Below are 14,391 nucleotides of genomic sequence, written 5' to 3'. Positions count from 1 at the left end.
TTCAGCGCAAGGCAAGAGCGACGCGGCGATCCAGATCGACCAGGGGCAGAGGCAAGCGTGCCTCGGCCCCGCCGCTCACCTCGCGCCGTGCCGTGCCCCAGACGGGGTTCGGGAAGTGACTGTCCCAGTCGAAGCGCGCGATCACGTGCCAGTGCAGATGCGGCACGACATTGCCCAGGGTGGCCAGGTTGATCTTGGTCGGCTGCAAGGCCTCGCGCAAGACCTGCTCGATGCGAACGACCGCCTCCATGCAGCATGAGCGCTCGTCTGCGGCCAGGTCGCTGAACTCGGCCACATGCGCCTGCCAGATCAAGCGATAGAAGGCCGGGAAGTTGACATCATCCGTTGAGCGGATGACGCGCCACTTCGGCATTTGCAAAACAAGCAGGCCGCCGGCATTGCTGCACAGCGGGCAATCGACTGTCGTGTTCATGCCAGGGATTTTGCCGCAGCCTCGGCCGCCACCCAGGCGCTGGCCATGCTGGCGGTGAGCAGATAGCCGCCGGTCGGCGCCTCCCAGTCCAGCATCTCGCCGACGCAGAACACGCCCGGCAAGGCCTGCAACTGCAGGCCGTCGTCCAGCGCCTCCAGCTTCACGCCGCCTGCGGTGCTGATCGCTTCGGCCACCGGCCGGGCCCGCGTAAGCTTGAGCGGCGCGGCCTTCAAGATGCGGGCCACCGTCGCCGGGTCGTGGTACTCATCCTTGCTCAGCAGCTCGTGCAGCAGACCCGCCTTCAGGCCTTCGATGCCCAGCCGGCTCTTCAGGTGGGTGGACATGGAACGCGAGCCGCGGCCGCGCGCGCATTCGGCGGCCACGAACTCGGCGCTTCGGCCGGGCAGCAGGTCGAGCTCGATCTGCGCCTCACCAAACTCGGCAATCTCATCGCGCAAGAGGCTCGAGGCTGCGTAGACCAGCGATCCCTCGATGCCGGTCGCGGTGATGACGAACTCGCCCTGCCGCCGGAAAGTGCGGCCGCTCCTGCCGGCAAAGTTCAAAGCCACCGGCTTGACCGGCTGGCCGGCAAAGCGCTCGGCGAACAGTGGCGTCCAGGCCCTGCCCACGTCAAAGCCGCAATTGGCGGCACGCAACGCAGCGATCTCGACGCCACGCGTCTCAAGCATGGGCACCCAGGCCGCATCCGACCCCAGTTGCGGCCAGGAGGCGCCGCCCAGGGCCAGCACGACCGCGCCGGCCTGGTGCTGTTCTTCGCTGCCGTCCTCGCGCTGGAAGCGCAGGCTGCGCCCGTCCTCGGCCCAGCCTAGCCAGCGCCGCCGCATATGGAAACGCACGCCGCTGGCGCGCAGCCGCTGCAGCCAGGCGCGCAAGAGCGGCGCCGCCTTCATCTCGATGGGGAAGACGCGGCCCGAGCTGCCGACAAAGGTGTCCACGCCCAGGTCCGCTGCCCAGGAGCGCAGGGCCGGGCCGTCGAAGCGATCCAGCCAGCGGCCCACCTCGGTACTACGCTCGGCAAAGCGGCTGCGGAATGGCGCAGCGTCTTCCGAATGCGTGAGGTTCAGGCCACCCTTGCCAGCCAGCAGGAACTTGCGGCCGACCGAGGGCTTGGCATCGAAGAGGTCCACGGCAACGCCAGCCGCGCGCAGCCGCTCGGCGGCCATCAGGCCGGCAGGGCCACCACCGATGACGATGGCACGGCGGGAGGCAGGTTCAGAGGACGGCATGAGAGGGTCGAAAGAGGGAGGCTGGCCATTGTCTCAGCCTCTTCGCTGGGCTCAAGACCGGTTGCGCAGCGCCGCCTTCAATTGCTGCCCGATCTCGGGCTTGTCATGGAACGGGTCGGTCGGGTTGCGCAGCTGCATCACGTCTTCGAGCCGGGTCTGCACGCCAGCCAGGGCCTTTGGATGGCTGAAGATGTAGAACTGCTCCCGGTCCATGGCGTCGAACACCAGCGCAGCCACATCGGCTGCCGTGACCTTGCTCGAGGTGACGGCCTTGTCGGTCATTGCCTGGCTGATCAGCTGGCTCTTGCTGGGCTTGCCGCTCGCGAACTCGGCCGGCCGGTTGCGGTGGCTTTGCGAGATCCCGGTGGGCACGAAGAAGGGGCACAGCACCGAGCACCGCACCTGTTCGCTGACCAGGCCCAGGTCCTGGTAGAGCGTTTCGCTCAAGGAGACCACGGCATGCTTGCTGACGTTGTAGACGCCCATGTTCGGCGGGTTCAGCATGCCGGCCATCGAGGCAGTGTTGACGATATGGCCTTCGAAACCCGGGTCGGCCGCGGCGGCTTCCAGCATCATCGGCGTGAACAGGCGAACGCCATGCACCACGCCCATCAGGTTGACGCCCAGCACCCATTCCCAGTCGGCCAGCGTGTTCTCCCAGATCAGGCCACCCGAGCCGACACCGGCGTTGTTGAAGACGAAATTCGGCGCGCCGAAGCGCTCCTTCACTGCGGCGGCCAGCGCTTCCATCTCGGCGGCCTTGGCCACGTCGACGCGCCGGGCCAGCACCGGCACCTGGCCTTCGAACTCGGCCGCGGCCTTGTCCAGCGCATCGGCCTGCACATCGCACAGCACGAGGTTCATGCCGCGTTTGGCAGCGACACGAGCCACTTCCAGGCCGAAGCCCGAGCCTGCGCCGGTGATGACGGCGGTCTTGCCTGCGTAGTTCAGCATTCTTCAGCTCTCCGAATTGCGCAGCGAGTAGGCAATGCGCGGGAAATGGACGTGGACCGTGCCCGCGCGTTCATCGACACGGCGCAAGGTGATGGATTCATGACTGAGGCCGACCAGCTCGCCGGCAACGATGTCACTGGCGTAATCCATGGCCGAGACCTGGACGGCCGCACCAGCCTCGAAGCCCAGGCCCGGCTGTACCAGACTGGCCACGGGCGTGCTGCTGTTGGCGACGGCAATCGCGTCAGCACTGGAGAGCTTGCTGGCCTCGCCATGGCCGAAGGCCGCGACGCGCTCATACCAGGCCGCCACCCGCGTGAACGGCGCCAGGATGCCCGACACCGGCGGCGCGCGACGGATGTACCAGATGGACTGCGCAACCGAGAAGTCCGCCAGGCTCGCCGCAGCGCCGCAAAGGAAACCGCGGCCATCGCCGAGCATCTGTTCCAGCCAGCCGAGGTAGCTCTGCAGCGCCGCTGCCGCGTCGCGCGTGGTCGGCCGCTTCATGCCGGCTGTCATCGCTCCACGGTCCGCCGCGAAGGCCTGCATGAACTCGGGCGGCGCGCCGGCAAAGATCGCTGCCGCGCCAGCCGGCTGCATGGTGTACGGAACCGCCACCCAGAACAGATCGCTGTCGGCCCACTGGGCGAGCAGGTCCGTCTGACCCGCAGCGCTGGCGGGCCACAGGCTCGGCGCGGGCGAATGTTGCTCGATCACGCGGCACATGAGGGCGGTGTCGCAATAGATGTCGGCGCCGACCTGCAGAAAGGGCGTGCGACGGTAGCCACCGGTCAACGCCACCACGTCGGTTTTGGGCATCATCACCGGCACATTGACGCTCTGCCAGGCCAGGCCCTTGTAGCCGAGGACGAGCCGCACTTTCTCGGAAAAGGGCGAGCCGGCGTAGTGGTGCAGGATCAGGTCGCTCATTGCGCGGGTCTCTTCATGTCGATGTGGGGAATACCGTCTTCTTCGTACAGTGCCGAGGTCGGCTCGAAACCAAGGCTGGCATAGAAGCGCTGAAGATAGGCCTGCGCGGCGAGCTCGATGGGCTGGCCCGGCCAGAGGCGCTCACACTGGGCTATCGCCTCATGCATCAGCGCCCTGCCCTGGCCGGCGCCTCGCGCACCCGGCGCCGTCAGCACGCGGCCGATGCGCGGGCCTTCCAGCAAGCGCGCATAGGCCTGCAGCTCGCCGCCCTCGCCCCGACCCAGCAGGTGCCAGGCTTGCAGATCGGCGCCGTCCGGGTCGAGATAGATGCATTGCTGCTCGAGCACAAAGACCTCCGAGCGAAGCTTGAGCACCTCGTACAGCGCCAGGGCGCCCAAGGCCTCCAGGCGCGAGCAGCTCCACTGCAACATCGTCAGATCAGCTTGACCAGTTGCTTGCCGAAGTTCCTGCCCTTGAGCAGGCCGAGGAAGGCCTCGGGCGCGGCGGCAAGCCCTTGGGCCACGCTCTCGCGGTACTTGAGCTTGCCGGTGGCCACGAGCGTGCCCAGTTCCTTCAGCGCTTCCGGCCAGACTTCCATGTGCTCGGAGACGATGAAGCCCTCGACCTTCATCCGGTTGGTCAGGATCATCTGCGGATAGGTCATCGGGATCGGCTCACCGTTGTAGCCCGAGATCATTCCGCACATGGCCACACGGCTGAAGGCATTGGCGCGCAGCAGCACGGCGTCCAGGATCATGCCGCCGACATTCTCGAAATAGCCATCGATGCCATTCGGGCAGGCCGCCTTCAAGGCCGCAGACAGCGACTTCAGGTCCTTGTGTTCCTTGTAGTCGATGCAGGCATCGAAGCCGAGCTCTTCAACCAGATAGCGGCATTTGTCCGCACCACCGGCGATACCCACAGCGCGCGCACCGCGCGTCTTGGCCAGTTGGCCGACCGCGCCGCCCACTGCACCGCTGGCAGCACTGACCACGATGGTCTCGCCGGCCTTGGGGTTGATGATCTTGATCAGGCCGTACCAGGCCGTGACGCCAGGCATGCCCACGGCGCCGAGGTAGGCAGACAGCGGAATGTGCGTGGTGTCGACCTTCTGCAGCACGCCACGCTGGCTGGCGTCCACGAGTTGATACTCCTGCCAGCCGCCCATGCCGACGACCTTGTCGCCTGCCTTGAAGTGGGGGTTCTTCGACTCGACCACTTCACCGGCGGTGCCGCCGATCATCACTTCGTTCAAGGGCTGGGGCGCGGCATAGCTCTTGCCCTCATTCATGCGGCCGCGCATATAGGGATCCAGGCTCAGGAAGTGGTTGCGCACCAGCACCTGGCCATCGGCCAGCGCGGGCACTGCGGTTTCCACCAGCTTGAAGTTGTCGCCCGTGGGCTCGCCTTGCGGACGCGAAGCCAGCAGAATCTGGCGATTGGTAGCGGAGGTAGTCATGTCAGGGGGCTTTCGGTCTGGAATTCGATGGCGCCGATTGAAGCATGTCGGCCAAAGGCCTGGCGTCTCTTCGGCGACAGAAAAGCACGGTCGTTCTTTTTTACTCCTGCTGGTCGGCCTGGTCCTGCTGTGCCCGGTGCAGGCGGGCGCTGTCGAGCCGGCCATCTTCCTGCCGGCGCAGGAGAAGGCGCCGCACAAATTCATCCTCGGCACCGGCCAGCCTCGCGGCATCTGCCCCGACCTGCTGCAGGCCATGCAGAAGCTGGAGCCGGCTCTGCGCTTCGAGGGCATGGACCGCGAACTCTCGCTGAGCCTGATCGACCAGGGCCTGCGCAATGGCAGCGTGGGTGCCGCCTGCGGGCTGCTGGAACAGCCGGCCCGCCATGCCTATGCCCGGCGCGTGGAAACGCCGCTGTACGTGGCCCGGCAAATGGTGGCTGTGCGCAGCAACGACGACGCGCTGCCCGCCAGCCTGGCCGAGCTCCGAAAGCTGGCTGGGAAGCAGCCGGTGATCACCGTGCGTGGCTCGGCGCAGGGCGCCTTCCTGCAAGGCCACGGCTTCCGGATCGATGAGTCCACCGGCGACTACCAGGCCAATCTGCGCAAGCTGCTGGCCCAGCGCTCCCGCTTTTTCTACGGCGGCGAGTTCGCTCTTCGCCGGGCCATCCAAGCGGCTGGACTTCAGGGGCAGATCAAGCTGCTACCCAAGGTCTTTCACGAGGAGGCGATCTTCTTCTGGACCAGCCGCAAGCTGTCGGCGGCCCAGCATGAACGGATCGAGCGTGCCTTGAGCCGGCTGCAGGCCAGCGGAGAGCTGGCGCGCATCGTGCGGAGCTATCAGGACCAGCCCTGAGCTCAGGCCTGTTCGTCGCGACGCTTCAGGTCCTTGAGGCTGCGCCCGCGGCTCGGCAGGGCCCGCAGGTACTTGAAGGTGCCGGTGGCATGCGCACAGAGCTTGCCATCCTCGCCAAACACCGAGCCTTCGCAGAAGGCCATCGTCGTCGAGCGATGCAGCAGCTTGCCCACCGCGCGCAGCTCGCCTTCGCCGGGTCGCATGAAGGAGGTTTTCATCTCGACCGTGACCACGCCCGGGCCGAAGTCCGGCTGGTCGCGGTGGATGCTGCGCGCTGCATGGGCCATGGCCACGTCCAGCAAGGTCATCAGCACGCCGCCATGGGCCACTTCCCAGGAGTTCAGGTGGGCCTCCTTCAGGTCCACGCGGAGTTCTGCCATGCCGTCGCCGATGCTGTGCAGCTCGAAACCCAGCTGCTCGACAAAAGGAATGTGAACGGGGAACTTGAGCGCCGGTGACTTGCTCATTCGCTCAGCCTCCGACGAGGGCGCTGACGCCACCGTCGACTGCCAGGATCTGCCCGGTGATGTGCTTGCCGGCACGGCTGGCAAACAGCAGCGCCGCACCCTTCAGATCTTCATCGTCGCCCAGGCGGCGCAGCGGCGCGGCAGCCGCCAGGTTCTCGGCGCCGACCGTGGCCAGCAGGCCCTTGGTCATCTTGCTCGGGAAGAAGCCCGGCGCCAGCGCATTCACGGTGATGCCGTACTCACCCCATTCGCCGGCCAGCGCGCGGGTGAAGTTCACCACCGCGCCCTTGCTGGTGTTGTAGGCGATGGTCTTCATCATCGTCGGGTTGCCGCCGAGGCCGGCGATCGAGGCCACGTTGATGATGCGACCCCGACGGCGCAGAATCATGCTGGCCTGGGCCACAGCCTGCGCAAACACGAAGAGGCTGCGGATGTTCAGGTCCATGACCTTGTCCCAGGCCTCGACCGGATGCGCTTCAGCCGGCGCGCCCCAGGTGGCGCCGGCGTTGTTGACCAGGATGTCGATCTGGCCCAGCCGCTCCATGGTCTTCGCGACGACCCCGCGCGCCTGCGCTTCGTCAGCAGCGTCCGCGGCGATCCAGTTGGCATCGATGCCGCGCGCCTGCAGGTGCGCAGCCGCCTCTTCCAGGTCGGCGGCCTTGCGCGATGTGAGCATGATCCTGGCGCCGGCCTCGCCCAGGCTCTCGGCGATCTGCAGGCCGAGGCCGCGCGAGCCGCCGGTGACGAGGGCCACCTGGCCCGTCAGGTCGAACAGGGATTGAACGCGGTCAGTCATGCCAGTCTTTCGAAGAGGGTTGGAGCCTGCGCTACTTCATCCGCGAGCGCAGGAAGATCAGGAATACACCGGCGCCGGTGGCGATGCCACCCTTGGCCATCAGCACCGAGCCCAGCGTGACGGAGCGGCCGCCCTGCACCAGGAACAGGCCCAGCACCACGGCCAGCAGGCCGCCGTAAATCAGAATCCAGACCAGACGCTCGATCCACGCCAGCGTCTGCTGCGTGACGGTCTTCGTCTCGCCCGTCGTTTCAGAACCAGCCATCCTCGATCTCCCGGCACAGGCCTTCGCGCCGCTCGACCGGTTCCAGCCAGGCGGCAAGCTTGGGCAGCTCATAAGCAAAGAAGTACTTCGCCGCAGCCTGCTTGCCGCGCGCAAAGTCATTCTCGCCTGTGGCGCACAAGCTCAGGTCCAGCCAGACCCAGGCCAGCACGAGATGGCCGAAAGCCTGCAGATAGAGCGTGGCATTGGCCAGCGCCTCTTCCGGGTTGCCGGTGGCCCAGGCGGCCTTGGTGGCGCGGCCCACGCGGGCCATGGCGGCCGCCAGCTGGTTGGCCTGCTCGGCCAGTGCGGGTTGCTGCAGGGCCTGCTGCACCGTGGCGTTGATGCGGCCGGCCAGCGCCATCAGCGCATTGCCGCCATTCATCACCACCTTGCGGCCCAGCAGGTCCAGGCCCTGGATGCCATGCGTGCCCTCGTGGATCATGTTGAGGCGGTTGTCGCGCCAGTACTGCTCGACCGGAAAGTCGCGCGTGTAGCCATAGCCGCCCAGCACCTGGATGGCCAGCGAATTGGCCTCCAGGCACCACTCGCTCGGCCAGCTCTTGGCGATGGGGGTCAGCACTTCCAGCAGGAGCTTGGCTTCGGCCGCGCTGGCTTCGTCGCCGGTGTGTTCTTCATCGACCAGGCGGGCACAGAACAGCGACAGGGCCAGGCCGCCTTCGACAAAGCTCTTCTGCGCCAGCAGCATGCGGCGCACGTCGGCGTGTTCGATGATGGGCCGCTGCGCTTGCGACGAGTCTTTTCCTGACGGGCCGATGGGCCGGCCCTGCGGCCGCTGGCGCGCGTACTCCAGGCTCGCTTCATAGCCTGCGTAGCCCAGCATCACGGCGCCCAGGCCCACGCCGATGCGCGCCTCGTTCATCATGTGGAACATGCACTTGAGGCCGTCGCCCGGCTGGCCCACGAGGTAGCCCACGGCGCCGGCCTTGCCGCCCGGCTTGAAGCGGCCCTCGCCGAAGTTCAAGAGGCAGTTGGTCGTGCCGCGGTAGCCGAGCTTGTGGTTCAGTCCGGCAAGGGAGACGTCGTTGCGTTCGCCGGTCAGCTCGCCAGTGGCATTCACGAGCTTCTTGGGCACGATGAAGAGCGAAATGCCCTTGGTGCCCGGCAAGGTCTTGCCGTCGGGGCCGGGGATCTTGGCCAGCACCAGATGAATGATGTTCTCCGACAGCTCATGCTCGCCGCCCGAGATCCACATCTTGTTGCCCTTGAGGCGGTAACGCGGGCCCAGCTCATCGTCGCCATCAGGCTCGGCCCGCGTCGCGATGTCGGACAGCGAGGAGCCCGCCTGCGGCTCCGACAAACACATGGTGCCGAACCAGCGGCCGGAGAACTCGTTCGCCGCGAACACCTCGCGCTGCCTGTCCGTGCCATGCGCCATCAGCAGGTTGGCATTGCCCTTGGTCAGCATCGGGTAGCCCGACAGCGCCACGCTGGCCTTGCTGAAGAAGGTCTTGGCCGCCATCTCGATCACGCAGGGCAGCTGCATGCCGCCCAGGTCGTAGTCCTGCGCGGCGGCCAAGAGGCCGCTCTCGACAAAAGCGTCCATCGCTGCCTTGGTGGCGGCGGGCAAGTGCACCTTGTCGCCATCGAAGTGAGGCTCTTCGGTGTCGACCAGGCGATTGAACGGCGCGAACTTCTCGCGGGCGATGCGCTCGCTGGTGTCCAGCACCGCGCCGAAGGTCTCAAGCGAATGGTCGGCAAAGCGCTCGCGCTGGTTCAGGGTCTCGACCTTGAGCCAGTCGTTGAGCAGGAAATCGAGGGTCTGGCGCATCGCAGGCAGCAGATCAGAGCACTTCAAACACGCCGGCCGCGCCCATGCCACCGCCGATGCACATGGTGACGCACACCAGCTTGGCGCCACGGCGCTTGCCTTCGATCAGCGCGTGGCCGGTCAGACGTTGGCCCGACACGCCATAGGGGTGGCCGACAGCAATCGCGCCACCGTTGACATTCAGGCGGTCCATCGGGATACCCAGCGTGTCGGCGCAATAAAGCACCTGCACGGCGAAGGCTTCGTTCAGCTCCCACAGGTCGATGTCCGACACCTTCAGGCCCAGTTTCTTCAGGACCTTGGGCACGGCAAACACCGGGCCGATGCCCATTTCATCGGGCTCGCAGCCAGCCACGGCAAAGCCGAGGAAACGGCCGAGGGGCTTGAGGCTGTGCTGCTGAGCATAGTCTTCGCTGACCACCACGCAGGCACCGGCGCCATCGCTGAACTGGCTGGCATTGCCGGCCGAGATCACGCCGCCGGGCAAGGCGCTGCGCAGGTCCTTGATGCCTTCGAAGGTCGTGCCTTCACGCAGGCCTTCGTCGGCCGACACGGTCACTTCCTTGGTCGTCATGCCGCGGATCTTGTCCACGACGCCCATGGTCACGGTGATCGGAGCAATCTCGTCGTTGAACTTGCCGGCTGCTTGGGCCGCGCAGGCCTTCTGCTGGCTGCCGGCGCCGTAGTGGTCCATGCGCTCGCGCGAGATGTTGTAGCGCTTGGCCACCTGCTCGGCGGTCTGCAGCATGCTCCAGTAGATCTCGGGCTTGATCTTCAGCAGCGCAGGGTCGGCATACATGTGGCGGTTGGCCTCGTTCTGGACGCAGGAGATGCTCTCCACGCCGCCGGCCACATACACGTCGCCCTCACCGGCGATGACGCGCTGCGCAGCCATGCCGATGGTCTGCAGCCCCGAGGAACAGAAGCGGTTGATGGTGACGCCGCTGACCGTGATCGGCAGGCCGGCACGCAGCGCAATCTGGCGGGCGATATTGCCGCCGGTCGCGCCTTCGGGCGTGGCGCAGCCCATCAGCACGTCTTCGATGTGGCTGGCATCGATGCCGGCGCGCTGCACGGCGGCCTGCACCGCATGGCCACCCAGCGTGGCGCCGTGCGTCATGTTGAAGGAACCCTTCCAGCTCTTGGTCAGCGGGGTGCGGGCGGTGGAAACAATCAGTGCCTTGCTCATGGTGAATCTCTCCTGGCCTTATTCAGTGAAGCTCTTGCCTTGCTCGACGAGGCGAGCCAAGAGCGGCGCGGGTTGCCAGAAGTTGGCGTCGTCATGCGGATTGCGGGCAAAGCGCTTCATCGTCTGCACCACGTTGTAGAGGCCGAAGGTGTCGGCATAGCACATCGGGCCACCGCGCCACAGCGGGAATCCGTAGCCGGTCAGGTAGACCATGTCCACGTCGGACGCGCGCTGGGCGATGCCCTCTTCAAGCAGATGTGCGGCTTCATTCACCAGCGCGAAGACCAGGCGATGCACGATCTCTTCATCCGTGATCTGGCGCGGCGTGATGCCTTGCGCAGCGCGGTGCATTTCCAGCATCTGCTCGACGGCCTTGGACGGGATCGCGTCGCGCTTGCCGGCCTGGTAGTCGTACCAGCCGGCCTGCGTCTTCTGGCCGTAGCGGCCCATCTCGCAGAGCAGGTCGGCGCTCTTGGAGTAGTTCAGGTTCGGCTTCTCGACATAGCGGCGCTTGCGGATCGCCCAGCCGATGTCGTTGCCGGCCAGGTCACCCATGCGGAAGGGGCCCATCGCAAAGCCGAAGCGCTCGGCCGCCTTGTCCACCTGTTGCGGCGAGCAGCCCTCGTCGAGCAGAAAGCCGGCCTGGCGGCTGTACTGCTCGATCATGCGGTTGCCGATGAAGCCGTCGCAGACGCCCGAGACCACGGCCGTCTTGCGGATCTTCTTGGCGAGTTGCATCACAGTGGCCAGCACGTCCTTGGCGGTCTTCTCGCCGCGCACAACTTCCAGCAGCTTCATCACATTGGCCGGGCTGAAGAAGTGCATGCCCACCACGTCCTGCGGACGCTCGGTGAACGAGGCAATCTTGTTGACGTCCAGCGTCGAGGTGTTGGAGGCGAGGATGGCGCCGGGCTTCATCACCTTGTCGAGCTGCTTGAAGACGGACTCCTTGACGCCCAGCTCCTCGAACACCGCCTCGATCACCAGGTCGGCGTCGCCGATGGCGTCGTAGCTCAAGGTGGTGGCGAGCAGCGCCATGCGCTCGTTGTATTTCTCTTCCTTCAGCTTGCCCTTCTTGACCTGGGCTTCGTAGTTCTTCTTGATCGTGGCCACGCCGCGGTCCAGCGCTTCCTGCTTGGTCTCCAGCATGGTCACGGGGATGCCGGCGTTCAGGAAGTTCATGGTGATGCCGCCGCCCATGGTGCCGGCGCCGATGACGGCGACCTTGGCAATCTTGCGCACCGGCGTGTCGTCCGGCACATCACCGATCTTGCTGGCGGCGCGCTCGGCAAAGAAGGCATGGCGCAGCGCCTTCGATTCCGGCGTCATCATCAGCGCGACGAAGCCTTCGCGCTCGGCCTTGATGCCGTCGTCGAACTTCATGTTGACCGAAGCCGCCACCGCTTCCAGGCAGCGCAGCGGCGCCGGGAAATTCTTGCTCATGCCGCCGACCATGTTGCGGGCGAACTGGAAGAAGGCCTCGCCATTGGCCACGCGGGCCTTGAGGTCGCGCACCTTGGGCAGCGGGCGCACATCGGCCATTTCCTTGGCGAAGACCATGGCGCCGTCGATCAGGTCGCCTTCGATGATGCGGTTGAACAGGATCTGGCCCGGCACCATGGCCAGCAGCTCGCTGTTGACCGGCTCGCCACTGACGATCATGTTCAGCGCCGGCTCCACGCCCAGCGCGCGCGGCAGCCGCTGCGTGCCGCCAGCGCCGGGCAGCAAGCCCAGTTTCACTTCGGGCAGCGCGATCTTGGCGCCGGGTGCGGCCACGCGGTAGTGGCAGCCCAGGGCCAGCTCCAGGCCACCGCCCATGCAGACCGTGTGGATGGCGGCCACGATGGGCTTGCTGCAGTTCTCCGCCACGCTGATGAGGCTATGCAGATTGGGTTCGGCCAGCGCCTTGGGCGTACCGAACTCCTTGATGTCGGCGCCGCCAGAGAAGGCCTTGCCGGCGCCGGTGATGATGATGGCCTTGACCTCGCCATCCTCCTCCGCGCGCTGGATCGCCTCGGCCGCCGCCTTGCGGGTGGCATAGCCCAGGCCGTTGACCGGCGGGTTGCTCAAGGTGATCACGGCAACAGTGCCGCGGACTTCATATGTGGCAGTCATGCTTACCCCTTCAGGCACGGAATAGAACGATCGTTCGATTCTAGGCAGGGTTCGCGACTGCCCGTTGTCCCTGCTGCGACACAAGACCGGGGCGCTGGCCGCCCGGCTCTGCGGGCAACTACCAGCGCGAGAGCGGTTGCGCCACGTCGGCCGCGGACCATACACTACTGTACTGAGACAACGCATTGCCCGACAACGACATGCAAAAGATCTGGTTGGCAAGCTACCCGCCGGGCGTCCCGGCCGAGATCGACGTGGCCGGCCTCGGCTCCCTGGTCGACCTGTTCGAGGACGGCGTCGCCCGGCACGGGCCCAAGACCGCCTTCGTCAGCGGCGCCACCGGCGTGGGCCTGAGCTACACGCAGCTCGACACGCTGAGCCGCCAGGTCGCGGCCTACTTCCAGTCGGTGCTGAAGCTGCCGCGCGGCAGCCGGGTGGCGCTGATGATGCCCAACCTGCTGCAGTACCCGGTCTGCCTGTTCGGCCTGCTGCGCGCCGGCTATGTGGTGGTCAACGTCAACCCGATGTACACGGCGCGGGAGCTCGAGCACCAGCTGAAGGACGCGGGCGCCGAGGCCATGATCGTGGTCGACCTGTTCGCCCACACCCTGGCCCGCGTGATCGCCAACACCGGCGTGCGCCATGTGGTCGTGACCGGCGTGGCCGACCTGATGCCGCCGATCAAGCGCCAGCTCGGCAACTTTCTCGCCCGCCACGTCAAGCGCGTGGTGCCGCCCTACCAGCTCGAGGGCAAGGTCGATTTCGGCGCGATGCTGCGGGCGGGCGCGGCCGCGCAGTTCCAGCGTGTCGCCATGGGGCCGCAGGACCTGGCCTTTCTTCAATACACCGGCGGCACGACCGGCGGCGCCAAGGGCGCGATGCTGAGCCACGGCAATGTGATGGCCAATGTGGCGCAGGGCCGCGCCTGGATCGATCCCTTCCTGGAACTTGACGAACCGCTGGTCAGCATCACGGCCATTCCGCTGTACCACGTGTTTGCGCTCGGCACCTGCCTCGGCTTCTTCGGCCTCGGCGGCACGAACGTGCTGGTGGCCGACCCGCGCAACCTCGCAGCCTTCGTCAAGATCCTGTCTCGCTACCGCTTCAACTCGATGCCGGCCGTGAACACGCTGTTCAACGGTCTGATCAACGAACCCGGCTTCGCGGCGCTCGACTTCAGCGGCCTGCGCTTCGCACTCGGTGGCGGCGCGGCGGTGCAGCGGCCGGTGGCCGAGCGCTGGCAGCAACTCACCGGCGCGCCGCTGCTGGAGGGCTATGGCCTCACCGAGTGCTCGCCCACGGTGACCTGCACACCGCTGGACCAGACTGCCTTCAGCGGCAGCATCGGCCTGCCCATGCCGTCGACCGAGGTGTCGATACGGGACGACGAAGGCCAGGAGCTGCCAACGGGCCAGGCCGGCGAGCTGTGCGTGCGCGGCCCGCAGGTCATGCAGGGCTACTGGCGCCGGCCGGATGAGACGGCCCGGGTGATGACGGCTGACGGCTTCCTGCGCACCGGCGATGTGGCCGTGATGGACGAGCGCGGTTTCCTGCGCATCGTCGACCGGCTGAAGGACATGATCCTGGTCTCGGGATTCAACGTGTACCCGAACGAGATCGAGGAGGTCGTGATGATGCATCCCGACGTCCTCGAAGTGGCCGCCGTCGGCAAGCCGAGCGACACGACCGGCGAGGCCGTCCGGCTCTTCGTGGTGAAGAAGACGCCGACGCTCGACGAAGCCACCCTGCGCGCGCATTGCCGCGAGCACCTCACGGCCTACAAGCGGCCGCAGCAGATCGACTTCATCGACAGCCTGCCCAAGAGCAATGTGGGCAAGATCCTGCGCCGCGAGCTGCGCGAGCGCGCCTGAAACCAGCTTTCCCGAGAACACGC

Annotated in this window: 14 protein-coding genes; 2 read left to right on the top strand and 12 right to left on the bottom strand. The window is 66.5% G+C overall.

Annotated features, from left to right (window positions below; genetic code table 11):
- Position 1: 1 nt before the first annotated feature.
- The 6 genes from ABT392_RS03585 to ABT392_RS03560 are packed head-to-tail and all read right to left on the bottom strand — an operon-like array spanning position 2 to position 5,023.
- Positions 2-433 (bottom strand): HIT family protein, encoded by a 432-nt coding sequence (locus ABT392_RS03585; RefSeq protein WP_395386588.1) that lies wholly within the window; start codon positions 431-433, stop codon positions 2-4.
- Positions 430-1,680 (bottom strand): TIGR03862 family flavoprotein, encoded by a 1,251-nt coding sequence (locus tag ABT392_RS03580; RefSeq protein ID WP_395386589.1) that lies wholly within the window; start codon positions 1,678-1,680, stop codon positions 430-432. The genes ABT392_RS03585 and ABT392_RS03580 overlap by 4 nt, the downstream gene beginning before the upstream one ends.
- 51 nt (positions 1,681-1,731) lie before the next feature.
- A complete protein-coding gene (locus ABT392_RS03575; RefSeq protein ID WP_334278740.1) occupies positions 1,732-2,634 on the bottom strand; it encodes an SDR family oxidoreductase in 903 nt (300 codons plus the stop codon).
- A gap of 3 nt (positions 2,635-2,637) precedes the next feature.
- Positions 2,638-3,564 (bottom strand): glutathione S-transferase family protein, encoded by a 927-nt coding sequence (locus ABT392_RS03570; RefSeq protein WP_395386590.1) that lies wholly within the window; start codon positions 3,562-3,564, stop codon positions 2,638-2,640.
- On the bottom strand, positions 3,561-3,995 hold the full coding sequence (locus ABT392_RS03565) for a GNAT family N-acetyltransferase (protein ID WP_334278738.1): 435 nt from the start codon (positions 3,993-3,995) through the stop codon (positions 3,561-3,563). Before ABT392_RS03565 ends, ABT392_RS03570 begins: the two co-directional genes overlap by 4 nt.
- Before the next feature lie 2 nt (positions 3,996-3,997).
- Positions 3,998-5,023, bottom strand: coding sequence for an NADP-dependent oxidoreductase (locus tag ABT392_RS03560; RefSeq protein WP_334278737.1), 1,026 nt, complete (start codon positions 5,021-5,023; stop codon positions 3,998-4,000).
- 37 nt (positions 5,024-5,060) lie between these two features.
- Between ABT392_RS03560 and ABT392_RS03555 the strand changes: the two genes are divergently transcribed.
- Positions 5,061-5,876 carry a substrate-binding periplasmic protein gene (locus tag ABT392_RS03555; protein ID WP_464970908.1) on the top strand — a complete coding sequence of 272 codons (816 nt, stop codon included), beginning with the start codon at positions 5,061-5,063 and terminating at the stop codon, positions 5,874-5,876.
- 2 nt (positions 5,877-5,878) lie between these two features.
- Here ABT392_RS03555 and ABT392_RS03550 read toward each other — a convergent pair whose 3' ends face one another.
- The 6 genes from ABT392_RS03550 to ABT392_RS03525 are packed head-to-tail and all read right to left on the bottom strand — an operon-like array spanning position 5,879 to position 12,497.
- Positions 5,879-6,343: a PaaI family thioesterase gene (locus ABT392_RS03550; protein ID WP_334278735.1), complete on the bottom strand. Its 465-nt coding sequence runs from the start codon at positions 6,341-6,343 to the stop codon at positions 5,879-5,881.
- A gap of 4 nt (positions 6,344-6,347) precedes the next feature.
- Positions 6,348-7,139 carry an SDR family oxidoreductase gene (locus tag ABT392_RS03545; protein ID WP_395386592.1) on the bottom strand — a complete coding sequence of 264 codons (792 nt, stop codon included), beginning with the start codon at positions 7,137-7,139 and terminating at the stop codon, positions 6,348-6,350.
- A gap of 31 nt (positions 7,140-7,170) precedes the next feature.
- Complete coding sequence (locus ABT392_RS03540; protein ID WP_334278733.1) at positions 7,171-7,404, bottom strand: hypothetical protein; 234 nt, start codon at positions 7,402-7,404, stop codon at positions 7,171-7,173.
- Positions 7,391-9,193 carry an acyl-CoA dehydrogenase gene (locus ABT392_RS03535; protein WP_395386593.1) on the bottom strand — a complete coding sequence of 601 codons (1,803 nt, stop codon included), beginning with the start codon at positions 9,191-9,193 and terminating at the stop codon, positions 7,391-7,393. The genes ABT392_RS03540 and ABT392_RS03535 overlap by 14 nt, the downstream gene beginning before the upstream one ends.
- A gap of 13 nt (positions 9,194-9,206) precedes the next feature.
- Positions 9,207-10,382 carry an acetyl-CoA C-acyltransferase gene (locus ABT392_RS03530; RefSeq protein WP_395386594.1) on the bottom strand — a complete coding sequence of 392 codons (1,176 nt, stop codon included), beginning with the start codon at positions 10,380-10,382 and terminating at the stop codon, positions 9,207-9,209.
- Between the two features lie 18 nt (positions 10,383-10,400).
- The gene (locus ABT392_RS03525) at positions 10,401-12,497 is read right to left on the bottom strand and encodes a 3-hydroxyacyl-CoA dehydrogenase NAD-binding domain-containing protein (RefSeq protein ID WP_395386595.1); all 2,097 of its coding nucleotides are present in this window, start codon (positions 12,495-12,497) and stop codon (positions 10,401-10,403) included.
- A gap of 200 nt (positions 12,498-12,697) precedes the next feature.
- Here ABT392_RS03525 and ABT392_RS03520 point away from each other — a divergent pair, with 200 nt between their 5' ends.
- Positions 12,698-14,368, top strand: coding sequence for an AMP-binding protein (locus ABT392_RS03520; protein WP_395386596.1), 1,671 nt, complete (start codon positions 12,698-12,700; stop codon positions 14,366-14,368).
- Positions 14,369-14,391: the final 23 nt, after the last annotated feature.

It is taken from the genome of Paucibacter sp. JuS9 (assembly GCF_044043925.2).
Lineage (GTDB): Bacteria > Pseudomonadota > Gammaproteobacteria > Burkholderiales > Burkholderiaceae_C > JAUASW01.
The sequence above is the reverse complement of the archived record's forward strand: the minus strand, read 5'-3'. Positions and strand labels throughout refer to the sequence as shown.